The organism is Mycobacterium sp. E3198, assembly GCF_001667015.1.
Taxonomy (GTDB): Bacteria; Actinomycetota; Actinomycetes; order Mycobacteriales; family Mycobacteriaceae; genus Mycobacterium.
This window is the reverse complement of the sequence record NZ_LZIS01000056.1, coordinates 1-26003: the sequence shown is the minus strand read 5'-3', so window position 1 is coordinate 26003 and position 26003 is coordinate 1. Positions and strand designations below refer to the sequence as shown.

Sequence of the window (26003 nt, the reverse complement as noted above, 5' to 3'; positions counted from 1 at the left end):
CGGTCCTGGCCGACCGGGGCCGTGCGCGCCGCGAAAGTGCCACTGCCGACACGTTTCCCGAGTGAGCCCGTCGGCAGCGGCACTCTCGCGGGCGAGAGCGGGCTACTTCTGCTCGTACGTCCCGTAGATGTAGGCCCGCGCGATCGCGTGCTGGAACAGGTTGAATCCCAGGTACGCGGGGCTGGCGTCCTCGGGCAGGTCGAGCTTGTCGACGTCCACGGCGTGCACGGCGACGTAGTACCGGTGCGGACCGTGGCCGGGGGGCGGCGCGGCGCCGACGTAACGGCGCATGCCGGCGTCGTTGACCAGGGTCAGCGCGCCGCCCGGCAGCTCGCTGCCCTCGCCGGCGTTGTCGGGCAGCTCAGTAACGTCGGCGGGCAGGTTGGCGACCGCCCAGTGCCAAAAGCCGGACAGCGTCGGGGCGTCCGGGTCGTAGACGGTGACCGCGAAGCTGCGGGTCTCCTGCGGAAATCCCGACCAGCTCAGCTGCGGGCTGACATCCTCTCCCCCGGCGCCCAAGATCCCGCTGATCTGCGGGGTCGCCAGCGGCTGACCGTTGGTGATCGAGTTCGACTTCAGGCTGAACAGCGGCAGCTTGGGCAGCGCGTCATACGGGTCGGGCGGCAGGCTCATGGGCGATCCTCTCGTTTCTTTTTCCGACTAGCAGTGTGTCAGGAAATGCGTCAGCACCTCGGTGCCGAACCTCAGCGCATCGATGGGTACCCGTTCGTCGACGCCGTGGAACAGCGCGCTGAAATCCAGATCCGGCGGTAACCGCAGCGGGCTGAAGCCAAAACAGCGAATCCCCAAGCGCGCGAACGCTTTCGCGTCGGTGCCACCAGACATCATGTAGGGCACCGTGCGCCCGTCCGGGTCGAGCGCCAGCACCGCGGCGTTCATGGCGTCGACCAGATCGCCGTCGAAGCTGGTCTCATACGACGAGAAGTCCCGGATCCATTCCCGGGTCACGTCGGGACCGATCAACTCGTCGACCTCGGCCTCGAACGCGGCCTTGCGGCCCGGGAGGATGCGGCAGTCCACCACCGCCTCCGCCGAGCCGGGGATGACGTTGGCCTTGTACCCGGCCTTGAGCATGGTGGGGTTGGCGGTGTCGTGCAGCACCGCCTTGAGCATGCGGGCCGTCGGGCCGAGCTTCTCGATCGTCCCGGCCAGATCGCCCGACTCGAGGTCGAACGTCAGCCCGGTCTCCTCGCTGACGGCGGCCAGGAACTGCGCGACGGTGTCGGTCACCACGAGCGGAAACTGGTGCCGGCCCAGCCGGGCGACGGCCTCGGCGACGGCCGTGACGGCGTTGCGGTCGTGCACCATCGACCCGTGGCCGGCCGTGCCCCGGGCGGTCAGCCGCATCCACGACAGCCCCTTCTCGGCCGTCTCGATCAGATACAGCCGGCGCTCGCCGCCGTCGCGGCGCGGCACGGTCAGCGAGAACCCGCCCACCTCCCCGATCGCCTCGGTGACGCCGGTGAACAGCTCGGGCCGGTGGTTGACCAGCCATTGGGCCCCGTAGTGGCCGCCGTGCTCCTCGTCGGCGAGGAACGCGAACACCAGGTCGCGCGGCGGCACGATGCCGGCCCGCTTCAGCTGCCGGGCGACCACGATCATCATGCCGACCATGTCCTTCATGTCGACCGCGCCGCGGCCCCAGACGTAGCCGTCGCGGATCGCGCCCGAAAACGGGTGCACGGTCCAATCCGCCGGCTCGGCGGGCACCACGTCGAGATGCCCATGGATCAGCAGGGCGCCGCGCGAGCTGTCCGCGCCGCTCAGGCGCGCGATCACGTTGCCGCGTCCGGGCGCGCCGGATTCGACGTATTGCGGCAAGTAGCCGACCTCTTGGAGCTGCTCGGCGACCCATTGCGCGCACGCCGCCTCGCCCTGCGTGGTCTCGGGTTCGCCGGTATTGGTGGTGTCGAACCGGATCAACCGGCTGACCACCTGGACCACGTCGTCGCGGGGATCGGCAGGGTCGACGGTCCCGGTATCGATGGTCACAACCACCTTTCCTACCACTGCGTGGCCCGCCGGGCTCGGGCCCGCGGTGCGCGGCGAGCTGGGTTGGGTCTGCGCGGGCCGATCCGATAGCCTTAGCTGCCAACTCTGTTGGGTCTTGTCCGAGTGGCGGAATGGCAGACGCGCTAGCTTGAGGTGCTAGTGCCCTACTAATGGGCGTGGGGGTTCAAGTCCCCCCTCGGACACGCGACTGAGCCGAATGGAATGAATGCTCGCATTCATTCCTGAGGCGACGGAGCGTGTTGAGCGGCGAAGCCGCGATCACACGCGTGTGAGGCGAGCGAAGTGAATGCTCGCCTTCACTTCCGAGCCGATGGAGTGTGTTGAGCGGCGAAGCCGCGATCACACCCCACATTTCTCGAGGGCCTCTTTTTCAGGGGCCGACCCGCCGTTTCGGCGGCGGGTAGACGGCCCTGGCGATCGTCGCCGACAGCCACCCGATCCACCAGCCCCCGAAAACCAGCATCAGCGTGTGCCGGGTGGCACTGCTCGCGGTCGAGGACACCGCGGCCAGGATGACGGCCCACACGATCGCGCAGGCAACGCTGTAGCCCGTATACGTCTTGCGAAAGCGCCGACTCATCTCGTGGATCCTCTCGATCGTGCCCGACCGGGCAAGCGACATGCGGCAGCGACGGGACAGCGGCCCGTCGCCGAACGTGTCCTCCAGTAGGGCCGCCAGCTCGTCGCCGTAGCGGCGACGCCAGGCCCGCGGATACCAGCGCAGCGCCCGCCGCGCGTCTTCGGCGTTCATACCGACCAGCCCGGGCGGAAGGCGCCCAGCGGCAGGCCCAACCGCCGCGCGCCCTCGTCGGCGATCGCGCCCAGTTCCCGTACGGCCGTGGCGAGTTCGGCCCGCCCGGCGGCCGTCAACCGGTACGGCCGCCGCCGCTCGTCCTGTTGCAGCGGCTCGATGAGGCCGCGCTCCTCCAGGCGGGTGATCGCCCCGTAGAGCGTCCCCGGCCCCAGCGCCGCGCCGGAGAACGCCTCGATGTCGCGCGAAAGCGCATACCCGTGCTTGGGGCCGGACGCCAGGCTGGTCAGGATCAGCACGCCGGGATCGTTGGACCTCGCCACATCGCCCAAGTTAGTACGTGCGACGTACTACGGCAATCGATGGCGGATTCGCGGCTCGGGGCTAGCCTGGAGTGCAGTAATGAACCCACCCAGCGGCTTCCTCCGGCGAACGGCGATGCGCACGTTCCGCGACCGTCGTGAGGCCGGGCGCGTGCTGGCCGAGGAGTTGGCGTCCTACCGCGAGAAGGACGGCGTGCTGGTCTTCGGGCTGGCGCGCGGCGGAGTCCCGGTGGCCTGGGAAGTCGCCGCGGCGCTGCACGCCCCGCTGGACGTGTTTCTGGTCCGCAAGCTCGGGGTCCCGCGCTGGTCGGAGCTGGCGATGGGCGCGCTGGCCAGCGGCGGCGGGGTCGTGATGAACGACAACGTCGTCACCAACATGCACATCACCGACGAACAGGTGCGCGAGGTGATCGCCAGCGAGACCGCCGAACTCAACCGCCGGGAGCAGGCCTACCGCGGCGGGCGCCCCCTCGCCGATCCGAGGGGCAAGGTCGTGATCCTGGTCGACGACGGCATCGCCACCGGTGCGAGCATGCTGGCCGCCGTCCGCGCCCTGCGGGCCGCGGGGCCGCAATCCATCGTGGTGGCGGTCCCGGTCGGACCCGCGTCGACCTGCCGCGAAATCGGGCAGGAGGCCGACGACGTGGTGTGCGCCACCATGCCGCCCGGGTTCGAAGCCGTCGGTCAGGTCTACGCGGACTTTCGGCAGGTCGGTGACGACGAGGTTCGCGAGCTACTCGATACGCCGACCCGCTGACGGTCTAGGTGGACCGGTCCTCGCTGGACTCGAGCCCCTGCGACGGCTCGTCGGCTGTGGTGGTGTCCTCGGCGACGGGCTGCTCGCCCTCCTCCGGGACCTCTTCGGGGTAATCGACCGCGGCTTGTTCGCCGTCCCCGGCTTCTTCCACCTCATGCGTTTCGCCGACGGCGTCACGACGCTGGCGTTCCCGCAACGCGTCGACGATCAGCAGCACCACGCCGATGACGCTGGCACCGATGCACACCCAGGCGACCAGCTCGTTGCTGGTGACCACCGCGAACACCAACGCGACGAGCCCGATCAGGGCGAGTACCAGCGCAATGATCAGCATCGGTCATCCTCCAGCCGACGAGGGGACTGCCAGGTCTAGTGCAGGCTAGTGTGCGGAGCGCCAACCCTGGCGAGCGCCCCGGCACGATCGCCCGGGCTAGTTATTACCCCGATTGAATTGGTCGAACCCGCCCGCGTCGGCGCTGGAGTCGACGGGCGCCGCCGACCCACGCTGACCGAGTTCCTCCAGCTGGGATTCCAGGTAGGTCTTGAGCCGGGTGCGGTATTCGCGTTCGAAGGTGCGCAGCTGTTCGAGGCGGCCTTCCAGCACGGTGCGTTGCTGGTTGATGGTTCCCATGATCTCGGAGTGCTTGCGTTCGGCGTCGGCCTGCAGGGCGTCGGCCTTCTCCTGGGCCTGGCGCAACTGGGTCTCCGAGCGGGTCTGGGCGTCGGCCAGCATCGCGTCGGCACGCTGGCGGGCCTCGGTGACCGTGGTCTCGGCGGTCTGCCGGGCCTCGCTCACGATCTGCTCCGCGTTGGCGCGGGCGTCGGCCAGCATCTTGTCCGACTCGGCCTTGGCGGTGCTGGTCAGCCGATCGGCGGTGTCCTGCGCCAGGCTCAGCACCCGCGCGGCCTTGAGGGCCTGTTCCTCGTTGGTGCCCTGCTGCGCCGGCGGCGCAGCAGGCGCCGGGGGGGCCACCACGGGCGCGGGCTTGACCGGCTCGGGCTCAGGCTCGCGCTCGAAGGTCGGGATCGCCTGGGTGGGCGAAGCGGTGCCGCCGCCACCACCCGAGGCCAGCTCGCGGTCCAGCTCCTCGATCCGTTGACGCAGATCGGAGTTTTCCTCGATGAGCCGCGTCAGCTCGTTTTCCACCAGGTCGAGGAAGGCGTCGACCTCGTCTTCGTTGTAACCGCGCTTGCCGATCGGCGGCTTACTGAACGCCACATTGTGGACGTCGGCTGGTGTAAGCGGCATTGTTCGTCCCCTCGAGTTCCTGTCAAACGATCTGGAAAGTGTAGAACGGAGTGGTTGCCGTCGTGCAACTGCCGTCCATCCTGTCACACCAGACTCGGCGGTAGCCGATTGCCCAATAAATAAGACCCAATTTCACACACTAAGACCAATAAAATCCAAACCCTTAAAAATTTTAAATTGCGGCGGCCGAACCGACACTAAAACGTAGCCGAACCGTCTCCACCCCCCGGCCGCGGTGCGCTTTGGCATGGCTCATGTCTGCGCCGCGCCGAACGCCAGCTGCATGCCGATGAACGCGACCAGCAGCAGCACCATGATCGACAGGTCAAAGCGCACCGCGCCGATGGTGAGCTGCGGGATCAGGCGGCGCAGCAGTTTCACCGGCGGGTCGGTGATCGACATGATGATCTCGAGGATCACCACGGTGAGGCCGGTGGGATGCCAGTCGCGGCTGAACGAGCGGATGAACTCGACGACGACCCGGGCGATGAGCAGCAGCCAGAAGATGAACAGCGCAAACCCAAGGATCTGAAAAAACAGCACCAACTGGAGCCCCGACCTTACCGATGAGATGACCCGAATGTCAGGCGCCAGCGTACCGATTCTCGGGTGCGGGCACACATCTCACGTGCGCCGACCCCGCTGAGCGGCGGAACGGGTGCGTCTACTGGTAGGCGTAGAAGCCGGTCTCGGCGATGCGACGACGCTCCTCCGGCGAGACGTCGACGTCGGCGGGCGACAGCAGGAACACCTTGGTCGCGACCTTGTCGAACGACCCGCGCAGCGCGAAAGCCAGGCCGGCGGCGAAGTCGACCAGCCGCTTGGCGTCGGCGTTGTCCATCGACACCAGGTCCATGATCACCGGGGTGCCGTCGCGGAACCGCTCGCCGATGGTGCGCGCCTCGCTGTAGTCCTTGGGCCGCAGCGTCGTGATCTTCGACAGCGGGCTGCCTTCCTCGAACAGCATCGCCATCCGGCGCGGGTCCATCGCCAGCGCGCCGCGGGTGGAATTGCGCAACCACGAACCGAGGCGCGGGCGGCTCATCTCTGGCCGTTCGAACTCGCGCGGATGCACGGGGCCGTAGCGTCCCTCGTCGGCGTAGCCGCCGCGGTAGCCGCCGGTCGGTGCGTAGTCGGCCGGCTCGCCCCGCGGGTCGTCGTAGTCGCGCCCTTCGAACCGGCCTTCGTAGCGGCCGTACCCGTCGTCGAACCGGGGGCGCGGGAAGCCCCGGGAGGGAGCCCGGTCGTCGTAGTACTCGTCGTCGTAGTCCTCCATCGGAGCCATACCGAAGTAGGCCTTGACTTTGTGCAGTGTGCTCATCGCGTAAACCCTTCTAGCCCCTGGGAGTATTGGTGTCTGTGATGAAGGTGTGACTACAGTGACTACTCACGGTGACGGTAGCCGCCTCGGACCCAATAGCGCGGTACCGACACGCACACATGTCGAACCATGTTTGACGGCGATTTCGAAGTCATTGGACATGCCCGCGGACAGCCCCAGCGCGTTCGGGTGCGAATCCAGCACCCGGCAGTGCTCGGATCGCAGCAGGTCAAAGGCCCGAGCGGGGTCCCAGTCCAGCGGCGGGATGCCCATCAGCCCCAGCAGCTCCAGGCCCGGGGAGTCCGCGACCCGCGCGCAGACCTCGTCGACGGCGCCGGTCGCGGTGATGTCGACGCCGCCGCGCGACACGTCGCCGTCCAGGCTGATCTCGACATAGACGCGCAGCGGCTCGTGCCGGCGCCCGTCGGCCCGCGCCGCGGACACCGCCCGGTCGAGCGCGGCGACCAGGCGGGTGCTGTCGATCGAGTGGGCGGTGTGTGCCCACTGCGCCAGCGAGCGCGCCTTGTTCCGTTGAATCCGGCCCACCATGTGCCAGTGCATATTCCGCAAGTCGTCCCGCCCGGAAGTGCCGGCCAACCGAGCGACTTCGGCGACCTTCGCCGTGGCTTCCTGGTCGCGCGATTCGCCAACGCAGCGACAACCCAATCGAGACAAAATCGCAACATCGGTTGCTGGAAAGAATTTGGTAATTGGGAGAAGTTCAATTTCGCTGACATTGCGACCCGCCGCTTCCGCGGCCGCCGCAAGTCGCGATCGCACGGCGGCCAACGCATGCGTCAATTCCGATTCGCGGTCGCCGCGATCGTGGGCAGGCATGTCCCCCGCCATGCCGTCACTCCATCCAGATCAGCGAGGCCAGCCGCCCGGTCGGGGCGTCCCGCCGATGACTGAACAGGCTCGGGTCGTCCACCGTGCAGCGCGGATCGGTGTCGATCGCCGTGACTCCCAAATCGCGGAGCTGGCAAGCGATTCCGGCGCGCAGGTCGAGTCCGGGGGTGCCGGCCGCGGTGGTGGTGCGGCTGCCCGGCAGCGCCGCCTCGACCTCGTCGGCCATCGCGGCGGGCACCTCGTAGTTGCGGCCGCTGACCGCGGGGCCGAGCAGCACCGAGATGTCGCCGGCCCGCGCGCCGCGCGCCACCATCGCCTCGACCGCGCGCGTCACCACCCCGCGCTGCGCGCCGACGCGGCCGGCGTGCGCCGCGGCGACCACACCGGCGCGCGCGTCGGCCAGCAGCACCGGCACGCAGTCGGCGGTCACCACCGCCAGCGCCAGGCGCGCCGTCGCGGTCACCAATGCGTCGGTCTCGTCGACGGCGGCGCTCTGCGGGCCGTCGACCACCTCGACCCGATCGCCGTGGACCTGGTTCATCCACACGATCCGGTGGGCGCCGAGGCCCAGGGCGGCGGCCAGCCGCTTGCGGTTCGCGGCCACCGCGGCCGGGTCGTCGCCGACATGGTCGCCGAGATTGAAGGTGTCGAACGGGGGCGCCGAGACACCGCCCGCGCGGGTGGTCGTCACCCGCCGGATGCGAACGCTCACACGACCAGTATCCGAAAATCGATGTCGGCCACGCCGCCCCGACGCGCGCCGGGGTCCGGTTGTCACCGACATGAGACTCAGCGGCGCATGAAGGGCGGCACGTCGACGTCGTCGTCGTCGCCACCGATATTCAGCGTCGAACCGTTGGTGTGAACGGGAACGCTGACCGCGTCGACGGGCTCGAACAGCGTGGAGCTGAGCTTGCCGGCCTTCGCCGCCTCGATACGGTGGGCGCCGCCCTTGTCGCCGGCGCCCGCCCCGGTGACCGGCTTGCGTCCGGGTCCGCTGGCCTCGAAGCCCGCGGCGATGACGGTGACGCGCACCTCGTCGCCCAGCGAGTCGTCGATCACGGTGCCGAAGATGATGTTGGCGTCCTGATGGGCGGCGTCCTGCACCAGCGAGGCCGCCTCGTTGATCTCGAACAGGCCCAGGTCGCTGCCGCCGGCGATCGACATCAGCACGCCCTGGGCGCCCTCCATCGACGCCTCCAGCAGCGGCGAGTTGATCGCGATCTCGGCAGCCTTGAGCGAGCGGCCCTCGCCGCGCGCCGACCCGATGCCCATCAGCGCGGTGCCGGCGCCGGACATGATGCCCTTGACGTCGGCGAAGTCGACGTTGATCAGGCCCGGGGTGGTGATCAGGTCGGTGATGCCCTGCACGCCGTTGAGCAGCACCTCGTCAGCGCTGAGGAACGCGTCCATCAGCGATACCGCGGCGTCGCCCATCTGCAGCAGCCGGTCGTTGGGGATGACGATGAGCGTGTCGCAGCTCTCCCGCAACGAGGCGATGCCGCTTTCGGCCTGATTGCCTCGCCGCTTGCCCTCGAAGGAGAACGGCCGGGTGACCACGCCGACGGTCAGCGCGCCCAGCTTGCGGGCGATGCTGGCGACGACGGGCGCCCCGCCGGTGCCGGTGCCACCGCCCTCGCCGGCGGTGACGAACACCATGTCCGCCCCGCGCAGCAGCTCTTCGATCTCGTCCTTGGCGTCCTCGGCGGCCCGGCGCCCGACCTCCGGGTCGGCCCCGGCGCCGAGCCCGCGGGTGGAGTCGCGACCGACGTCGAGCTTGACGTCGGCGTCGCTCATCAACAGCGCCTGGGCGTCGGTGTTGATTGCGATGAACTCCACGCCTTTGAGGCCCTGTTCGATCATCCGGTTGACGGCGTTGACGCCGCCGCCACCGATACCCACAACCTTGATGACGGCCAAGTAGTTGTGCGGGGGGGTCATCATTCGTCTTCCTCCCTGGTGGGACTCGGTGTGTCGGCCTGGCAAACCCTCAACCTCAACCATAGAGTTAGAGTTATGTCAAGTAGTTCCGCGCAAACAGAACGGTATGGGTAGTACGCGCGCTTATCCCGCAGGCGCGCCGACGCGTCGCACGCAAATTTTTCTCTCGGCTGCCGCCCGAGCGTCACGCCAGCGTGGCATTCGGCGTCGTCCGCCACGCTGGCGTGACGCTCGACGGGGCAGGTCGGCGCGAGCGCGGCCGCGCTACTTGACGGTCGGCAGGTCGGGGCTGGACACGTCGTAGGTCTTGCCGGGCTGCGTCAGCAGCGCGGCCAGCTTTTCGGCCTTCTCCTCGGTGCGGTCGGTGGTCCCCCAGATCACCACCCGGCCGTCGCCCAGCGTCAGCGTGATCGAGGCCACCGACGGGGCCGCGATGCGGGCGACCTGGCTCGCGACCTCGGGACGCAGCGCGATCAGCACCTGGAGCGCGGCCTTGGTCGCCGGGTCGGTCGGCCCGGGATTCTCCACGTCGAGGTACGGCAGCGCGGGCGGCGGCGGGGCCGTCGCGAAGTCGACGCCGTCGCGGTCGAACAGGTGCGGGCCGTCCGGAAAGTCCTTGACCACCAACGGGACTCGCTCGACGATGGTGATCCGCAGGGCCGACGGGTACTGGCGCTGCACCCGGGCGCTGGCCACCCGCCGGATCGCGGCCACCCGCTCGGCGACCTGGTTGGTGTTGATCTGCAGCAGCGGCGTGCCGGGCCGCACCTTCGCCGCGTCGAGCACCTCCTCGCGGGTCACCGTTCCGGTCCCCGTGACGACGATGTTGCGCGCCGACATCGCCGGCGTGAAGTAGAGGATGAGTCCGAGGCCGACCCCGACGACGGCCACGATGACGCTGCCCAGCAGCATCTTCAGGCCCCGGACGACGCCCCGCGTGGCGGGTTTGGGTTGGTTGACGATGCGACCGCTGGCCCGGCGCTTGGCCTCGCGGCGGGCCTCCTCGATGGCCCGGGCGCGGTCCTGGGCGGCGCGGCGCTCCGCCCGCTCGCGGCGGGCCCGCCGGCGTGGGCCCTCGAAGTCGGCCTCCTGGGCCGGCGCCGCGTCGTCGTCGCCCGCGCCCGTCGCGATCGGCTCGGTGATCACGCCGTCGGCCTGCTCGGGGCCGGCCGGGGTGGGCTGGTCCGGCTCGGTCATCGCAGCACCCCGGGCCGGCCCGGCGCGCTGCGGTTGGCCCGCACCCGCAGCGCGGTCACGATCTCGGGCCCCAGCAGGGTCACGTCACCCGCGCCCATCGTGACGACGACGTCGCCGGGTCCCGCGGCCGCGGCGACCTCCTCGGCGACCGCCGAGAAGTCCGCCAGATAGCGCACCGGCGCGCTGACGTGCTCGGCGACGGTGGCCCCGCTGACGCCGGTGAGCGGTTGTTCGCGGGCTCCGTAGACGTCGAGGACGAAGACCTCGTCGGCGGCGTCCAGCGCGCGACCGAACTCGGCCGCGAAAGCCTTTGTGCGCGAATACAAATGGGGCTGAAATACCACGATGCAGCGGCCCCCACCGCTCTGGTCGAGCAGCGCGCGGACCGCCGCGAGCGTGGCGCCGATCTCCGTGGGGTGGTGGGCGTAGTCGTCGAACACCCGCACCGGGGCCTGGCCCGCTCCCGAGGCTCCGACCAGTTCGAATCGGCGGCGCACGCCCTCGAACCCGGCGAGCCCGTCGAGCACCGCATCGGCCGAGGCGCCGATCTCGATCGCCGCCAGCAGCGCACCCAGCGCGTTGAGCGCCATGTGCCGCCCGGGCACCGACAGCCGCATCACCCGCGGGTGGGGCTCCGGGGCCAGCTGGATGTGTGCGACGGCCTCGGTGCCCTGCTGGTCCCACGACAACAGCGTGGCCGCCAACCCGTCACCGCCCGAGCCATAGCGCAGCACCCGGATGCCCAGCGCGGCGGTGCGTTCGGCCAGCGCTGCGGCGCCCGGGTCGTCGGTGCACACGACGAGCGCTCCGCCGGGGGCGAGCCGCTCGACGAAAGAGTCGAACACCTCGACGTAGGCGTCGGCGCTGCCGTAGAAGTCCAGGTGATCGGTCTCGATGTTGGTGACCACCGCGACGTTGGGCGTGTACTCCAGCAGCGAGCCGTCGCTCTCGTCGGCCTCGGCCACGAAGCAGTCGCCGCTGCCGTGGTGGGCGTTGGTGCCGGCCTCCCCCAGGTCGCCGCCGACGGCGAACGACGGGTCCCGCCCGCAGTGCTGCAGGGCCACGATCAGCATCGACGTCGTGGTCGTCTTGCCGTGCGTGCCGGTGACCATCAGCGTGGTGCGACCGGCCATCAGCCTGGCCAGCACGGCCGGCCGCAGGATCACCGGGATGCCGCGCCGGCGCGCTTCGACCAGCTCGGGGTTGGTCTTCGGGATGGCGGCGTGGGTGGTGATGACCGCGGTGACGCCGCCGGGCAGCTGATCCAGCGACGACGCGTCGTGCCCGATGCGGATCAGGGCACCCCGGGCCCGCAGCGCGTGCAAGCCGCGCGACTCCTTGGCGTCGGACCCCGACACCAGCCCACCCCGGTCCAGCAGGATGCGGGCGATGCCGGACATTCCGGCTCCGCCGATGCCGACCATGTGCACCCGGTGCAATTCGGGGGGCAGCTCGGGCGGCGCCTGCTCGCCGGTCACGTGGTTCTCCCGCCGACCCGCGCCCGGCGCGCGATGTCCAGCGCCGCCTGCGCCACCCGGCGCGCCGCGTCGGGGTGTCCCACCCTCGCGGCGGCCGCCGTCATCGCCGCCAGTCGCGGCGGGTCGGTGAGCAGGCCGGCCACCTCGCGGGCGACCAGGGCCGGGGTCAGGGCGGCGTCGGAGACCACCATGCCGCCGCCGGCGTTGACCACCGGCAGCGCGTTGAGCCGCTGCTCGCCGTTGCCGATCGGCAGCGGCACATAGATCGCCGGCAGGCCGACGGCCGAGACTTCGGCGACCGTCATCGCCCCGGACCGGCAGATCGCCAGGTCGGCCGCGGCGTAGGCCAGGTCCATCCGGTCCAGGTAGGGCACCGCCACGTAGGGCGGCTCGCCGGGGCCGGGCTCGCGCAGGTCGAGGGTGTTCTTGGGTCCGTGCGCGTGCAGCACGCTGACGCCCGCGGCGGCCAGCTCGGCGGCCGCCCCGGAGACGGCCCGGTTGAGCGAGACGGCGCCCTGCGAGCCGCCGAACACCAGCAGCACCCGCGCGTCGTCGGCGAAACCGAAGTGCCGGCGCGCCTCGGCGCGCAACGCCGCGCGGTCCAACGCGGTGAGCGTCGCCCGGATCGGCACGCCGACCACCTCGGCGCGCGGCAGGCCGCAATCCGGCACGGCCGAGAGCACCCGCTCAGCGCTGCGGGCGCCGATCCGGTTGGCCAGCCCGGCGCGGGCGTTGGCCTCGTGGAGCACCACCGGGACGCGCCGCCTGCGCCCGAGCCCGCCGCGGGCGGCCAGGTACGCCGGCACGGCCACGTAGCCCCCGAAGCCGATCACGACGTCGGCGTCGACGGCGTCGAGCACCGCGCGGGTCTCCCGGACGGCGCGCCATACCCTCGGCGGGAGCCGCGCCAGGTCACCGCTGGGTTTGCGGGGCAGCGGCACCGGGGTGATCAGCTCGAGCTGATAGCCGCGCTCGGGCACCAGCCGGGTCTCCAGCCCGCGTCGGGTGCCCAGCGCGGTGATGCGGACCTGGGGATCCAGCGCGCTGAGCGCGTCGGCGACCGCCATCGCGGGCTCGACGTGGCCGGCCGTGCCGCCGCCGGCCAGCACCACCGACAGGGCCGAATCAACCGATGATGCGGCACCGGCGGGCGAGGGGTTTCCCCCCAGCCCGCCGGCCGGCTGTTTGATCGTGCCGTTCACCCGTAACGCTGACCTTCCAATGCGCGTGTTCGCCGTGTCGGACGCTGCCCGGCGTACCGCTGGCTTGCTCCATGATGCCCTCCCCGCACCCGCGCGGCGCCCCCAGACTGGCGCGCCGGCCGGGCGGCCGTCCGGCCGGCCGCCTTGCGCAGCGGCTTGTCGGCGCCGCGCGGCGCCTTCCGGGCGGGCGCCTTGGGGGCCCGCCGGGGCGCCGGCGCACCATCTCGCTTGCGGTCGCGGAAGGCCTCGATGCGGCTCGGCACGTACGGCCGGGGCAGCGGCAGGCGCAGCAGCTGGTTCACCCTGTCGTCACGGCCGGCCCGCAGCGCGGCCACCGCCTCCGGTTCGTGTCGGGCCGCGTTGGCCATGATGCCGATCATGAATAGCGTTGCGGCCGTTGATGTTCCGCCGGCGGAGATGAGTGGCAGCTGCAGGCCGGTGACCGGCAGCACGCCGATCACGTAGCCGATGTTGATGAACGCCTGGCCGAGGATCCACATGGTCGTGGTGGCGGTCACCAACCGCAGGAACGGGTCGGCCGACCGGCGCGCGATCCGCATTCCGGTGTAGGCGAACAGCCCGAAGAGGGCCAGCAGCCCGAACGCACCGATGAAGCCCAGCTCCTCGCCGATGATGGCGAAGATGAAGTCGTTGTGGGCGTTGGGCAGGTAGTTCCACTTGGCGACGCCCTGGCCGAGGCCGTCGCCGAAGATGCCGCCGTGGGCCAGCGCGAACTTCGCCTGCCGGGCCTGGTAGCCGGTGTCCTGCGGGTCGTTCTCGGGGTTGATCCAGGACCGCACCCGGTCGGAGCGGTACCCGGCCGACATCGCCAGCACCGCGCCGGCCATGAAGACGGCCAGCAGCGAGGTGACGAAGACGCGCAGCGGCAGCCCGGCGTACCAGAGCAGGGCCAGCAGGATGATGCCCAGCGACACCGTCTGGCCCAGGTCGGGCTGGGCGACGATCAGCGCCAGCGCGATGACCGCGGCCGGGACCAGCGGGATCAGCATCTCCCGCAGCGAGGCCCGCTCCATGCGCCGGGCCGCCAGCAGGTGCGCGCCCCAGATGGCGAACGCGATCTTGGCCAGCTCGGAGGGCTGCATCGAGAAGCCGGCGACCACGAACCACTTGCGCGAGCCGTTGGCCAGGTTGCCGATCCCGGGAACCAGCACGAGCACCAGCAGGATGATGGTGATGAGGTAGCCGGTGAAGGCGACGCGCCGGATGAACTGCACCGACACCCGCATCGCGACATAGGCCGCGATCAGCCCGATCACCGTCCACAAGACCTGCTTGGCGAAGATGATCCAGGCCGACCCGTCGGCGCCGTAGGAGCGCACCCCGGAGGCGGACAGCACCATGATCAGTCCGAGCGTCGTCAGCAACGCGGTGACGGCGATGATCAGGTGAAACGACGTCATGGGCCGGCCCAGCCACGCGCCGAACCGGCTGCGCAGGCCGCCCGGCATCGCGACCAGCCTGGCCCTGGCGCCCGCGTGGGGCGTGGCGTCGGCCGGGTCGGCGGCGGCTTCGATGACGTCCGTCGCGGCGTCCGAGGCGTCGGACTCGTTCGCCGGCGCGCCCGGCTCGGGCGCGCCGCCCTCGATTGCCTTGCCCCGGCGCAGCCGCCGGGTCAGCGCGTTAGCCACGCCCACCTACCGGGTCGCCGCGCGCACGGCGGCGGCGAACGCGTCGCCCCGGGCCGCGTAGCCCGCGAACTGGTCGAACGACGCGCCGGCCGGTGCCAGCAGCACCGTGTCGCCGGGCCGGGCCAGCTGCCGGGCGGCGGCGACGGCCGCGGTCATGACGCGAGCGCCGAGGTCCCCGCCCGAAGGTCTCACTTCTGTCACATCTGTATCAGAAACCACAGCAGTCGCATTCATATCAGCATCCTCGCCTGTCACAACCTGGACGACGGGGACATCCGGCGCGTGTCGCGATAACGCCTCTGCAACCTGCCCACGATCTCGGCCGATGAGCACCGCGCCGACCAGCCGGGATGCCACCCTGGCGACCTCGGCGTCCACGGAGGCGCCCTTCAGCAAACCGCCGGCCACCCACACCACGCGCGGGTAGGCGCGCAGCGACGCCTCGGCGGCGTGCGGGTTGGTGGCCTTCGAGTCGTCGACGTAGGTGATCCCGTCGGCGACGGCGACAACCTCGGCCCGGTGCCGGCCCACCCGGAACGTTCTGACGGCGCTGGCGATTGCCTCCGGGGGCACCCCGACGCTGCGGGCCAGGGCCGCCGCGGCCAGGGCGTCGAGCACGCCGACCGGGCCCGGCACCGGGATGGATTCGGTCGCCAGCAGTGCCAGGTCGTCGGCGAAGGCTCGGTCGATCAGCTGGCCGTCGCGCACGCCGAGCTCGCCCGCGGCGGGCTCCCCGAGCCGGAAGCCGGCGCGGACCGGCGCCGCGGCGGTGGCCAGCAGCGCGGCGGCCCGGGCGTCGTCCAGCCCGACGACGGCCACCCGGCCGCCCAGGACCCGTGCCTTCGCCGCGGTGTAGTCGGCCATCGTGGCATGCCAGTCGAGGTGGTCCTCGGCGATGTTGAGGACGACGCCGGCCTCGGGCCGCAGCGAGGGCGCCCAGTGCAGCTGGAAGCTGGACAGCTCGACGGCCAGCAGGTCGGCGGGCGCCTCGAGCACGTCCAGCACCGGATCGCCGATGTTGCCGCACAGCACGCTGCTTTCGCCCCCGGCGGTCAGCATGGCGTGCAGCATCGACGTCGTCGTGGTCTTGCCGTTGGTGCCGGTCACGGCCAGCCAGCGGTGCGGCGGCCCGTAGTGGCCCGCGGCGTCGAGCCGCCAGGCCAATTCGACGTCGCCCCAGATGGGCACACCGGCGGCGGCCGCGGCCGCCAGCAGCGGCGTGGCCGGGGAGAACCCGGGGCTGGTCACCACCAGGGCGTAGTGCGCGAGCTGCCCCATCGCCGTCGGCGTCGACGCGGTGGCCACGCCGTCCTCGGCGTACCGGCGCAGCGTGGCCGGGTCGTCGTCGCACAGGGTCGGCGCGGCGCCGAACCGGGTCAGCGCGGCCAGCACGGCCCGGCCGGTCACGCCGCCGCCGGCCACCAGCACGGGCGCGCCCGGTCTCAGGGGGTCAAGACCGCTCATCACGCACCGATCGTGGCCAGCCACTCACCGTAGAAGAGGGCGACGCCCAGGCCGCAGGCGATCGCGGTGAGCAGCCAGAAGCGGATGATCACCGTCGTTTCGGCCCAGCCGGCCAGCTCGAAGTGGTGGTGAAAGGGCGCCATCCGGAACACCCGGCGCCCGGTGGTGCGGAAGGCCAGGATCTGCAGCACCACGGAGGTGACCTCCGCGACGAACAGCGAGCCCAGCACGACGGCGAGGATCTCGGTGCGGCTGGTGACCGACAGGCCGGCGATGATCCCGCCCAGCGCCAGGGACCCGGTGTCGCCCATGAAGATCTTGGCCGGCGCGGCGTTCCACCACAAAAAGCCGATGCAGGCGCCGGCGGTGGCGGCCGCGATGAGCGCCAGGTCCAGCGGATCGCGCACGTTGTAGCAGCCCAGCCCCGGCGCGGTGACGCAGGCGTTGCGGTACTGCCAGAAAGTGATCAGCACGTAGGCGGCGGTGACCATCGCCATGCAGCCCGCGGCCAGCCCGTCCAGGCCGTCGGTGAAGTTGACCGCGTTGGACCAGGCGCTGACGATCACCACGCAGAACAGCACGAACAGCCCGGGAGCCAGTGTGACGGTGGCGATTTCGCGCACGTAGGACAGGTTCGCGCTGGCCGGGGTCAGGCCGTTGGCGTTGCGGAACTGCAGCACCAGCACCCCGAACAGCACCGCGGCGACGATCTGGCCGACCGTCTTGGCCGTCTTGTTCAGCCCGAGGTTGCGCGACCGGCGGATCTTGATCAGGTCGTCGAGGAACCCGACCCCGCCCAGCACGGTGGCCAGGCCCAGCACCAGCAGGCCCGACGCCGAGACGCCCTCGCCGTCGAACGCCAGCCCCGCCAGGTGGGTGCCCAGGTATCCCGCCCAGATGCCGGCCAGGATCGCCACGCCGCCCATCGACGGCGTGCCGCGCTTGGCGTGGTGGGTCGGCGGGCCGTCCTCGCGGATCTGGTGGCCGAACCCCTGCTTGGTGAACAGCCGGATCAGCGCCGGCGTCAACAGGATCGAGACGGTCAGCGCGATGGCGACCGCGATGAGGATCTGTCTCACGGGCGGGCCCCGCCGTCTGGGTCGTCGGAGGCCAGCGCCTCGGCCAGCGCGCCCAGGCCCGCGGCGTTGGACGCCTTGACCAGGACCACGTCGCCGGGCTGCACCTCGGCGCGCAACAACGAAAGGGCGGCGTCGGCGTCGGGCACGCTGACCGACTCCGTGCCCCAGGAGCCCTCCATGACCGCCCCGTGGTGCATGGCGCTCATCGACCTCCCGGTTCCCACGACAACGAGTCGAGACACATCTAAGCGCACCGCGAGCCGGCCGATGCGATCGTGCTCGGCTATCGCGTCCTCGCCGAGCTCGGCCATCTCGCCCAGCACCGCCCAGCTCGTGCGCTTTGCGGCTTGACCTTGTTGAGGGCCGTGGGCGATCCAGGCGAGGGCCTGCAGCCCGGCCCGCATCGAGTCGGGGTTGGCGTTGTACGCGTCGTCGATCACGGTGACGCCGTCGCCGCGGGTGGTGACCTGCATGCGGTGCCGCGACACCGGGCCCGCGCCTTGCAGCGCGGCGGCCACCTGCTCGACGCCGGCGCCGCACTCCAGCGCGACGGCGGCGGCGCACAGCGCGTTGGTGACCTGATGGTCGCCGAACACACCGAGCCGCACGTCGACTGCGCTGTCCATCGCGTGCAGGGTAAAGCGCGGCCTGGCCAATTCGTCGAGCGACACTCCCTCGGCCCACACGTCGCTGGGCCCGGAATCGGTGTGGGCGGCGCGGGCGACCCGGACCACCTTGGCCTCGGTGACCTCGGCCATCGCGGCGACGACCGGGTCGTCGGCGTTGAGGATGACGCCCCCGGGCGGCCGAACCGCTTGCGGCAGTTCGGCTTTGGTGCGCGCGATGGCTTCCCGGGAGCCGAACTCGCCGAGATGGGCGGTGCCGACGTTGAGGACAACCCCGATCGACGGCGGGGCGATGTCGGCCAGCGCGGCGATGTTGCCGGGATGCCGCGCCGACATCTCGAGGACCAGGTAGTCGGTGCTTCGGGTCGCGCGCAACACCGTCCAGGGGTGGCCCAGCTCGTTGTTGAACGACCCGGGCGGCGCGATCACCTCGCCGAGCGGCTCGAGCACGGCGGCCACCAGGTCCTTGGTCGAGGTCTTTCCCGACGACCCGGTGATCCCGATGATCTTCAGGCCGCCGGCGACGAGTTCGTCGGCCACGGCCCTGGCCAGCTTGGCCAGCGCGGCCAGCACCGCCGCGCCGGAGCCGTCGACGTCGTGTTCGAGCACGCCGGCCAGGCCGCCCCCGCTCGCGCGGGGCCGGGGTACGACCACGACGGCGGGCACCCCGACCGGCCGGGCCGCCAGCACGGCGACCGCGCCGGCCGCGACCGCCGAGGCCGCGTGGTCATGCCCGTCGGAGCGGGCTCCGGGCAGCGCCAGGAACAGCCCGCCGGGGCCGACCTTGTGCGAGTCGAATTCGACGGTCCCGGTGACGTGCAGGTCCGCGGCGGCCTCCGGCGAGATGTCGGCCAGTGTGCCGCCGACGATTTCGGCGATCTGGGCGACGGTCAGGTCGATCACGTGAGCTTCCTCAGGGCGCCTTCCAGCGCCTTCGCCAGTTCCACCCGGTCGTCGAACGGGCGCGTCTCCCCCGCCGCTCGCTGCCCGGTTTCGTGGCCCTTGCCGGCGACCAGGACCACATCGCCGGGGCCGGCCCACGCCACCGCGTGGTCGATCGCCGCGCGGCGGTCGGCGATCTCGACGACCTCGGCGGCGCCCTGTGCCGTCCCGGCAACGATCTCGCGGCGGATCGCCTCGGGGTCCTCGCCGCGCGGGTTGTCGTCGGTGACGACCACCAAATCGGCCAGCCCGGCGGCGATTTCGCCCATCGGCGCCCGCTTGCCCGGGTCGCGCTCGCCGCCCGCGCCGAACACCACCGCCAGCCGGCTGCCCGGGCGCCGCAGGGTGGTCAGCACGGCGCGCAGCGCTTCGGGCTTGTGGGCGTAGTCGACCAGCGCGAGGAATTCCTGGCCGCGGTCGATCTCCTCCAGGCGTCCGGGGACGCGGGTCTGCAGCAGACCCGGCGCCGCCTGCTCCGGGGACACCCCCACCGCGTCGAGGATCGCCAGCGCGACAAGGCAATTGGCGACGTTGTAGCGGCCCGGCAACCGGACGCCGACGCGGTGGTGCACGCCGGCGGGGTCGACGACGGTGAACTCTTGCCCGCCCGCGCCCAGCGGCGCCACGTCCGTGGCGCGCCAGCGGGCGGGGTGGCCGGCGGCGCTGACGGTGATCGCGTCACCGGCGCGCTCGGCCATCGCGCGCCCGGCGTCGTCGTCGACGCACACCACGGCTTTTCGCGCGCGCAGCGGCGAGGCGGGGTCGAACAAGACGGCCTTGGCAGCGAAATAGTCGGCCATCGTGCCGTGGAAGTCGAGGTGGTCGCGCGACAGGTTGGTGAAGGCGCCCACCGCGAACGCGGTGCCGTCCACCCGGCCCAGGGTCAGGGCGTGGCTGGAGGCCTCCATGACGACGGTGTCGACCCCGCGCTCGGCCATCGCCGCGAGCATCGCCTGCAGGTCGGGGGCCTCCGGGGTGGTCAGCGCGCTCGGGATGTCGGCGCCGTCGATGCGTATGCCGATCGTGCCGATCAGCCCCGCGGTGCGACCGGCGGCACGCAGCCCCGACTCGACCAGGTAGGTGGTCGTGGTCTTGCCCGACGTCCCGGTGATCCCGATGACCGTGACCTTCTCCGACGGGTTGCCGTACACCGCGGCGGCCAGGCCGCCGAGCACGCGGCGGGGCGCCGGGTGCACCAGGGTCGGCACCGCGGCGGCTCGGGAGCCCATCTCAACGACGCCGGCGGCGTCGGTGAGCACCGCGACGGCGCCGCGTTCGATGGCGTCGCCGCCGAAGCGGGCGCCGTGCGTGGTCGAGCCCGGCAGCGCCGCGAACAAATCGCCGGGCCGCACGTCCTGCGCGCGCAGGGTCACCCCGGTGACCGGCATGTCGGGGACGGCCACCCCGTCGGCCATCACCGCGCCGACCTGGGCCGCCAGCGCGGCCAACCGGACCCCCGGGCCGGAGGTCGGGCGCAGACCAGTCGGTACCACGGCCGCACCTCCCTCCGACGTCACCCCGCTGAAATGATCAGCCATGATCAGCCATGACACCCTACCTAGCCGCAGCCCGGTGCCGGGTTTACCCGCGGCCCGCGCCGGTGTCAGCCGCTGCTTCCCAAGATTCCTTCAAGGCGTTTGCCGCAACCTTCGGATGCCCGGCGCATTGGCCGGGTAACGGCAAACCGGCCGTCACCGCATGAAGGGGTTACACCAATGAAGATCGCTCTCACCGCCGCCGGCCTGCTCACCGCCGCCGTCCTCGCCGCGTGCGGCTCAGCCGGCCACAGCGACGCCTACAACAAGGGATTCCAGTTCGCCGACGGCAATGAGTTGGTGCAGGCGCAGGCCGGAATGATGGGCGCCTCGACCATCTGCGGCTCCTGGGCGACGAATCAGGCGCAGGGCCTCAACCAGCAGGAGTGGATCCAGGGCTGCCAGGACGCCCTGGCAAAGAAAAAGGGCTGAAAGGGGTGCGGCTGCGGCTGTATACCGGCCGTCGTCAGGCTCTATACAAATACGGCGAGAATCTTCGAAGATGGTCGCCAGGCCGATTGCAACGATCGGTGCTCGCCGATGTCGTGAAAGGTCTGCCATGACCGCCCAAGTGATACAGCGCGACAGGCTGGGCGAGTTGACCAAGATTGGTCAGGGCGGCCAGGGGATCGTCTATGCCGCGCCCAACGTCAAAACCAAGTTCGCGGCCTCGATGGTCTTCAAGGAATACAAGCCTCAGACGCGTGCCGACATCGATTTCAGCGCCCTGGCCGCCATGCCCGCCCTGGTGGAGGACTCGCTCTCCTACGCGCAGGCCGAACGGCTGATCTCCATCGCGGCCTGGCCCTGCGCGCTCGTCGAAGACGGGGGCACACCCACTGGATTCGTGATGCCCGCCATCCCCCAAGAGTTCTTCATCCCCCTAACGACGGTCAAAGGAGTGTCGTCAACCACCGCCGAATTTCAACACCTGCTCAATCATCCGTCGGTCCTGGAGGCGCGTGGCATCGATCTCGTTGAGGCCCAACGCTATTCGCTGCTCCGCGAGGCCGCCTCCGCGCTGGCGTTCCTGCACCAACACGGCGTCTGCGTCGGCGACATCTCGCCGAAGAACCTCTTGTTCTCCCTCACCCCGCATCCCGGCGTCTATTTCATCGACTGCGACGCCATGCGCATCAACGGCGTCTCGGCGCTGCGTCAGGTCGAGACACCCGGATGGCAGGTTCCCCCGGGAGAGGAACTGGCCACCGTCTACTCCGACACCTACAAACTCGGCCTTCTCGCCCTGCGGCTGTTGGCCGGCGACCACGACACCAAGAACCCCGCCCACCTGCCCGCGGCGACGCCCGACCTGCTGCGCCAGATCATCACCGACACGTTGACCAACCCGCCACAGCAACGCCCACTGCCCGAGGCGTGGACCTACGTTCTCGGCCACGCCATCGAACGCGCCCAATACAGCAAGAAAGCCGCGGCGTCGGCCCCGGCCGCCACCGCGCTCGATCCCCCGCCGACACCCGTCGTCCGCTCCAGGCCGTCGACGCCGGCCGCGCGCGCCGCGCGCGCCAAACCACCGAGCCCTCCCAAGGCCGCGACATCGCCACCGCCGGCAAGGCCCGCGGCCGTGTCTGCCGCGCCCGCCACGGCCGAGCGCCGGCCGTGGACCGTTACGGCCGCGGCGGTCATCGCCGTCCTGGACGCCGCTCTACTGGTTACGTACACCGTCGTTTTCCGTCAACTCTTCATGGTCGGCTTGATTGCGAAGTTGGCGATCGTGGCCCTGCTCGCATGGGGTGCCGTCGCCGCATGGCGGGGCACCACCCGAACGGTGTTGTTCGTTGCCGCGCCCCTGGCGTTGGCCGGCAGCTTCCTTTTTCCCGCCCCCATCGGTCGCCTCATGGGCGCCTTCCTTCCCTCCCTGGTCGCATTAGTTGCGCTGGTGGCGATTCCTCTGTTGCTGGTGACGCGGTCGAGCAGAGACTTTTTCGGTCCGGACGCTAAGAAAAAGCGGTCGCCGGCCGCCACGGCGTCCGGCCCCGACGAGCCGGCTGCCTTTCTACGCTCCCCGATCGGAATCGCGATGTTGATTGCGGTTGTCGGCATCGTTGCGGCCGTAGTCGTCAATACCGTTGCCAGACAGCAGCACTCGCAGGCATCCGAACCCACGGAGACTCCGGTCTTGGGGGGGGAGCTGGACGGCCTGCTGCTCACACCCGACGAAATCAACGCCGCCATGGGTGCAACCGATATGGTCGCCTCGCAACCCACAACCGTAAGCGGCTGGGGCGAGGATCCGAGCGTGTCGGATAAGGCATGCCAGTCGGTGAACCACCCGGCGGTCACCGGCGACGGCGCGTACGTCGGCAGTGGGTGGTTTGGCATGCGCGGGCAGATTCTGCAGGACTCCTCCGCGAACTACCGGGTCGCGGAGGCGGTCGTGCTGTTTCCGTCGGCTGAGAGGGCGACCGCCTTCTCCGCTGCCTCGGCCCAAAGTTGGCTGGCATGTTCCAACCGGGAGTACACCACCGGCGGCAGTCCGTGGGCCGTTGGGTCGATCTCGAACACAAACGGCACCCTCAGCGCGCCCGAAAATCAAACAGACAACGTCAGCCGCCAATGCCAGCGGGCGCTGAGCGTCGTCAAGAACGTCGCCATCGACATCAAAGCATGCAAGTACGACGTGGCCGACGCGGCGGTCGACATCGCCCATCAAATCGCCGCCAAAGTCCGCACGACCGGATGAGAATGCCGCGGAGCTACCTGTTGACCCGCGACAGCAGCTCGTAGGTGACGCCAAGCGCCCGATACGTCGATTCGGCGCGGCGGTCGCACGTGATGAGCGGCAACCCGTGCTCGCGGGCAGCCGCGCCGACCAGGCCGTCGTAGAACGCACCGCCGGACAAGCCCGCGTCGACGAACTCCCGCAATAGCTCGTTGCCGTCGTTTGCCGACAGGAAGCGAGAATCCGGGAAATTCGTCACTTCCAAGCGAAGTGCCGCCGCCGGACTCAGGCGTTGTGGTGGTGGCAACCGGGTGAGGACCGATAGCAGCTCCACCGCTGCGTGCCCTGACATCCCCCGACGGCACCCGAGGAGCCGAGCCCGTGCCGCGCGGTGAAAGGGGTTCTCTCGTTGTGCCAGTGCCAGCGCCGCGCTGGTGTCGACGAGCACATGCTCAGCGTTGGTCGCCAAGTCGCAACTCCCTGACCGCATCGTCGTCGAGTGTCGCCCCACCGCTGGGCAACAGGAGAAGCCCGTCGACTTCGTCGAGCCCGTCGGCCACCACGCTCTCAATCCGGATGGCGGCGCCCTCGACCGAGATCTCCACCTCGCCCGCGATGATGCCGGACTGCTCGCGCAGTGATTTTGGAATCACCAAGCGCCCGGCCTTATCAATGGTAGTGCGCATACCATTATGTTACCGTGACGTTGGTACGTCCGCCCCCCTCGACAACGGCGCGCGCGTGGCCGGCGCGCCTAGGTGGCCTGCAGCGTCAGCGGCGGGCCGGGATCCGGTGACAGCGGCACGTTCTCCCGCTGCATCAGCCAGCCGGCGATGTTGTGGAACAGCGGGGCCGCCGAATGCCCGGGCGAGCCGTCGGCGTTGCGCTGCGGGTTGTCCATCATGATGCCGATGACGTAGCGGGGATTGTCGACGGTGGCCATGCCGGCGAAGGTGATCCAGTAGACGTCGTCGAAGTAGCAGCCGCATCCGGGGTTGATCTGCTGGGCGGTGCCCGTCTTGCCGGCCATCTGGTAACCGGGCACCGCGGCCGCCGACCCGGTGCCCTGCTGGTAGCCCATCGGGTCTTTTTGCACGACGGCGCGCAGCATGCCGCGCACGGTCTGGGCGGTCTGCGGCGAGACCACCCGGACCCCTTCGGGGTGCGGTTCCTCGGTGCGGGTGCCGTCGGGGGCGATGGTGGCCTTGATGATCCGCGGCGGTACCCGCAGGCCGTCGTTGGCGATGGTCTGATACATGTCGGTCATCTGCAGCAGGGTCATCGAAAGGCCCTGGCCGATGGGCAGGTTGGAGAAGGTGCTGCCCGACCATTGGTCGATGGGCGGGACCAGCCCCGCGCTCTCGCCGGGCAGTCCCACGTTGGTGCGCTGGCCCAGCCCGAACTTGCGGACCATGTCGTAGAAGCGTTCCGGGCCGACGCGCTGCGCCAGCATCAGGGTGCCGACGTTCGACGACTTCCCGAACACCCCGGTGGTGGTGTAGGGCATCACGCCGTGGTCCCAGGCGTCGTGCACGTTGACGCCGCCCATGTTGATCGAGCCGGGCACGTGCAGCACCTCGTCGGGGTTGGACAGCCCGTATTCGATGACCGAGGACGCGGTGATCACCTTGTTCACCGAGCCGGGCTCGAACGGCGAGGACACCGCCAGGTTGCCCAGCTGCCGGTCACCCTGCTTCCCGATGTCCTGCGAGGGGTCGAAGGTGTTGTCGTTGGCCATGGCCAGCACCTCGCCGGTCTTGGAGTCGAGCACGACGGCCGAAACGTTATGCGCCCCAGACAGATTCTTGGCCTGCTGGACCTGCTGCTGCACGTAGAACTGGATGTCGTCGTCGAGGGTCAGCTGGACCGTCTTCCCGTTGACCGCCCGGTGCCGGTTGCGGTAGCTGCCGGGGATGACGACGCCGTCGGACCCGCGGTCGTAGGTGACCGAGCCGTCGGTGCCCGAGAGAACGGAGTCCAGGGAATCCTCCAGCCCCAGCAGCCCGTGGCCGTCCCAGTCGATGCCGCCGACGATGTTGGCCGCCAGCGATCCGCCGGGATACTGGCGCAGATCCTGCCGCTCGGAGCCGACCTCGGGAAACTTCTCGGAGATCGCACTGGCCACGGCCGGGTCGACGGCGCGCGCCAGGTAGACGAAGTTGTCGTTGCCCTGCAGCTTCTTCAGCACGGTCTGGTAGTCGGGCTTGTTGTTCAGTCGGGTGGAGACCTCCTTGGCGATGTCGCGCAGCCGCTCCTGCGGGTCGGGGGCGGCCGGGTTCTTCCGTTTCGCCTCATCGAGTTGCTGGCGAATCCGCTTGGGCTGGAACGTCAATGCGCGCGACTCGATGGTGAACGCGAGCTGCTGGTTGTTGCGGTCGACGATGCTGCCGCGCACCGCCTTCTCGACGTCGGTGACCTTGAGCTGGCCGGCCGCCTGGGCCCGCAGCTTGGGGGCGTCCTTGACCTGCAGCATGAACAGCTGGGCCGCCGCCACCAGCATCAGCACCAAGATGACCGCGTTGCCGGCCCGGTGCCGGAAGACGAACGACGCGCCGCGCGACCCCACTTCCACGATCTGTCGGGTGCGTCGCTGCCGCGCCGAGTGACCGGTGTCCACCGGATCGGGCCGGGTCTGCTTGGCCTCCTTGGTTTTCCGGAACCGCTTCCGCCCGCGCGCGTCCGCCGCCTGCTGGGCAGGCGCGGCCTTACGGGGCCGCTTCGGTTGCCGGGCCCCCTTGGGCTCCTGCGGTTTGCGGGGACCGCGGGTCGGCCGCGCGGACTGCGACCGGCCGCTGCGGCCGGGCTCGCGCCGGCTCACCGGGCCGCGCCCGGCGCCGCGGCGGTCAGGGGGCCGAACTGTCCGCCGTTAGCCGGCACGCCGGGCTGCGCGGGGACGCCGGGGATGACCGGCGCCACCACCGGG

At 70.5% G+C, this 26003-nt stretch carries 24 protein-coding genes, 1 tRNA gene and 1 pseudogene; 4 read left to right on the top strand and 22 right to left on the bottom strand.

Annotation, left to right across the window (positions count from 1 at the left end; genetic code table 11):
- Positions 1–102: 102 nt before the first annotated feature.
- Both A5673_RS06775 and A5673_RS06770 read right to left on the bottom strand, forming a co-directional pair.
- The gene (locus A5673_RS06775) at positions 103–633 is read right to left on the bottom strand and encodes a YbhB/YbcL family Raf kinase inhibitor-like protein (RefSeq protein WP_068228884.1); all 531 of its coding nucleotides are present in this window, start codon (positions 631–633) and stop codon (positions 103–105) included.
- A gap of 27 nt (positions 634–660) precedes the next feature.
- Complete coding sequence (locus A5673_RS06770; protein WP_369806467.1) at positions 661–2007, bottom strand: M20/M25/M40 family metallo-hydrolase; 1347 nt, start codon at positions 2005–2007, stop codon at positions 661–663.
- Between the two features lie 123 nt (positions 2008–2130).
- Between A5673_RS06770 and A5673_RS06765 the strand changes: the two genes are divergently transcribed.
- Positions 2131–2216: transfer RNA gene (locus tag A5673_RS06765), tRNA-Leu, on the top strand.
- 188 nt (positions 2217–2404) lie between these two features.
- On the opposite strand, the gene A5673_RS28185 is transcribed toward A5673_RS06765, so the two are convergent.
- Both A5673_RS28185 and A5673_RS06755 read right to left on the bottom strand, forming a co-directional pair.
- Entirely contained in the window at positions 2405–2785 is a 381-nt protein-coding gene (locus tag A5673_RS28185; protein WP_082958579.1) for a hypothetical protein, read from the bottom strand.
- Entirely contained in the window at positions 2782–3108 is a 327-nt protein-coding gene (locus A5673_RS06755; RefSeq protein ID WP_156747950.1) for a PadR family transcriptional regulator, read from the bottom strand. The genes A5673_RS28185 and A5673_RS06755 overlap by 4 nt, the downstream gene beginning before the upstream one ends.
- Before the next feature lie 79 nt (positions 3109–3187).
- Between A5673_RS06755 and A5673_RS06750 the strand changes: the two are divergent.
- Positions 3188–3865 (top strand): annotated as a pseudogene (locus A5673_RS06750) (phosphoribosyltransferase); the annotation flags it as partial.
- 4 nt (positions 3866–3869) lie between these two features.
- Here the strand turns inward: A5673_RS06750 and A5673_RS06745 are convergent.
- The 15 genes from A5673_RS06745 to A5673_RS06675 form a co-directional block, all read right to left on the bottom strand.
- Positions 3870–4199 (bottom strand): hypothetical protein, encoded by a 330-nt coding sequence (locus A5673_RS06745; RefSeq protein ID WP_068228870.1) that lies wholly within the window; start codon positions 4197–4199, stop codon positions 3870–3872.
- A 96-nt stretch (positions 4200–4295) separates the two neighbouring features.
- Positions 4296–5114: a DivIVA domain-containing protein gene (locus A5673_RS06740; protein ID WP_068228868.1), complete on the bottom strand. Its 819-nt coding sequence runs from the start codon at positions 5112–5114 to the stop codon at positions 4296–4298.
- A 252-nt stretch (positions 5115–5366) separates the two neighbouring features.
- Positions 5367–5660: a YggT family protein gene (locus A5673_RS06735; RefSeq protein ID WP_066963410.1), complete on the bottom strand. Its 294-nt coding sequence runs from the start codon at positions 5658–5660 to the stop codon at positions 5367–5369.
- A 118-nt stretch (positions 5661–5778) separates the two neighbouring features.
- Entirely contained in the window at positions 5779–6435 is a 657-nt protein-coding gene (locus A5673_RS06730) for a cell division protein SepF (protein WP_068228865.1), read from the bottom strand.
- A gap of 66 nt (positions 6436–6501) precedes the next feature.
- A complete protein-coding gene (locus A5673_RS06725) occupies positions 6502–7284 on the bottom strand; it encodes a YggS family pyridoxal phosphate-dependent enzyme (RefSeq protein ID WP_068228862.1) in 783 nt (260 codons plus the stop codon).
- Positions 7285–7288: 4 nt separating this feature from the next.
- Positions 7289–7996 carry a peptidoglycan editing factor PgeF gene (pgeF, locus tag A5673_RS06720; RefSeq protein WP_068228858.1) on the bottom strand — a complete coding sequence of 236 codons (708 nt, stop codon included), beginning with the start codon at positions 7994–7996 and terminating at the stop codon, positions 7289–7291.
- A gap of 77 nt (positions 7997–8073) precedes the next feature.
- Positions 8074–9225: a cell division protein FtsZ gene (ftsZ, locus tag A5673_RS06715; RefSeq protein ID WP_068228956.1), complete on the bottom strand. Its 1152-nt coding sequence runs from the start codon at positions 9223–9225 to the stop codon at positions 8074–8076.
- Between the two features lie 264 nt (positions 9226–9489).
- Positions 9490–10422 (bottom strand): cell division protein FtsQ, encoded by a 933-nt coding sequence (gene ftsQ / locus A5673_RS06710; protein ID WP_068228856.1) that lies wholly within the window; start codon positions 10420–10422, stop codon positions 9490–9492.
- On the bottom strand, positions 10419–11846 hold the full coding sequence (murC, locus tag A5673_RS06705; RefSeq protein ID WP_068228952.1) for a UDP-N-acetylmuramate--L-alanine ligase: 1428 nt from the start codon (positions 11844–11846) through the stop codon (positions 10419–10421). Before murC ends, ftsQ begins: the two co-directional genes overlap by 4 nt.
- Positions 11847–11896: 50 nt before the next feature.
- Positions 11897–13102, bottom strand: coding sequence for an undecaprenyldiphospho-muramoylpentapeptide beta-N-acetylglucosaminyltransferase (murG, locus tag A5673_RS06700; protein ID WP_068228853.1), 1206 nt, complete (start codon positions 13100–13102; stop codon positions 11897–11899).
- Positions 13099–14751: a putative lipid II flippase FtsW gene (gene ftsW, locus A5673_RS06695; protein ID WP_068228949.1), complete on the bottom strand. Its 1653-nt coding sequence runs from the start codon at positions 14749–14751 to the stop codon at positions 13099–13101. The genes murG and ftsW overlap by 4 nt, the downstream gene beginning before the upstream one ends.
- Before the next feature lie 6 nt (positions 14752–14757).
- Positions 14758–16215 (bottom strand): UDP-N-acetylmuramoyl-L-alanine--D-glutamate ligase, encoded by a 1458-nt coding sequence (gene murD / locus A5673_RS06690; RefSeq protein ID WP_068228851.1) that lies wholly within the window; start codon positions 16213–16215, stop codon positions 14758–14760.
- Positions 16215–17294: a phospho-N-acetylmuramoyl-pentapeptide-transferase gene (mraY, locus tag A5673_RS06685; protein ID WP_068228847.1), complete on the bottom strand. Its 1080-nt coding sequence runs from the start codon at positions 17292–17294 to the stop codon at positions 16215–16217. Before mraY ends, murD begins: the two co-directional genes overlap by 1 nt.
- Positions 17291–18823 (bottom strand): UDP-N-acetylmuramoyl-tripeptide--D-alanyl-D-alanine ligase, encoded by a 1533-nt coding sequence (gene murF, locus A5673_RS06680; RefSeq protein ID WP_068228845.1) that lies wholly within the window; start codon positions 18821–18823, stop codon positions 17291–17293. Before murF ends, mraY begins: the two co-directional genes overlap by 4 nt.
- Positions 18820–20400, bottom strand: a complete 1581-nt coding sequence (locus A5673_RS06675; RefSeq protein ID WP_068228842.1) for a UDP-N-acetylmuramoyl-L-alanyl-D-glutamate--2,6-diaminopimelate ligase — start codon at positions 20398–20400, stop codon at positions 18820–18822. The genes murF and A5673_RS06675 overlap by 4 nt, the downstream gene beginning before the upstream one ends.
- A 177-nt stretch (positions 20401–20577) precedes the next feature.
- On the opposite strand from A5673_RS06675, the gene A5673_RS06670 reads away from it, so the two are divergent.
- On the top strand, positions 20578–20829 hold the full coding sequence (locus A5673_RS06670) for a hypothetical protein (RefSeq protein ID WP_068228840.1): 252 nt from the start codon (positions 20578–20580) through the stop codon (positions 20827–20829).
- A 127-nt stretch (positions 20830–20956) separates the two neighbouring features.
- Entirely contained in the window at positions 20957–23101 is a 2145-nt protein-coding gene (locus tag A5673_RS28180) for a sensor domain-containing protein (RefSeq protein WP_082958577.1), read from the top strand.
- A gap of 13 nt (positions 23102–23114) precedes the next feature.
- Here A5673_RS28180 and A5673_RS06660 read toward each other — a convergent pair whose 3' ends face one another.
- From A5673_RS06660 to A5673_RS06650, 3 genes are all read right to left on the bottom strand, one after another.
- Positions 23115–23570, bottom strand: a complete 456-nt coding sequence (locus A5673_RS06660) for a type II toxin-antitoxin system VapC family toxin (protein ID WP_231970911.1) — start codon at positions 23568–23570, stop codon at positions 23115–23117.
- Positions 23533–23766 (bottom strand): AbrB/MazE/SpoVT family DNA-binding domain-containing protein, encoded by a 234-nt coding sequence (locus tag A5673_RS06655; protein ID WP_156747944.1) that lies wholly within the window; start codon positions 23764–23766, stop codon positions 23533–23535. The genes A5673_RS06660 and A5673_RS06655 overlap by 38 nt, the downstream gene beginning before the upstream one ends.
- Before the next feature lie 68 nt (positions 23767–23834).
- Complete coding sequence (locus A5673_RS06650; protein ID WP_068228834.1) at positions 23835–25898, bottom strand: penicillin-binding protein 2; 2064 nt, start codon at positions 25896–25898, stop codon at positions 23835–23837.
- Positions 25899–26003 lie beyond the last annotated feature (105 nt).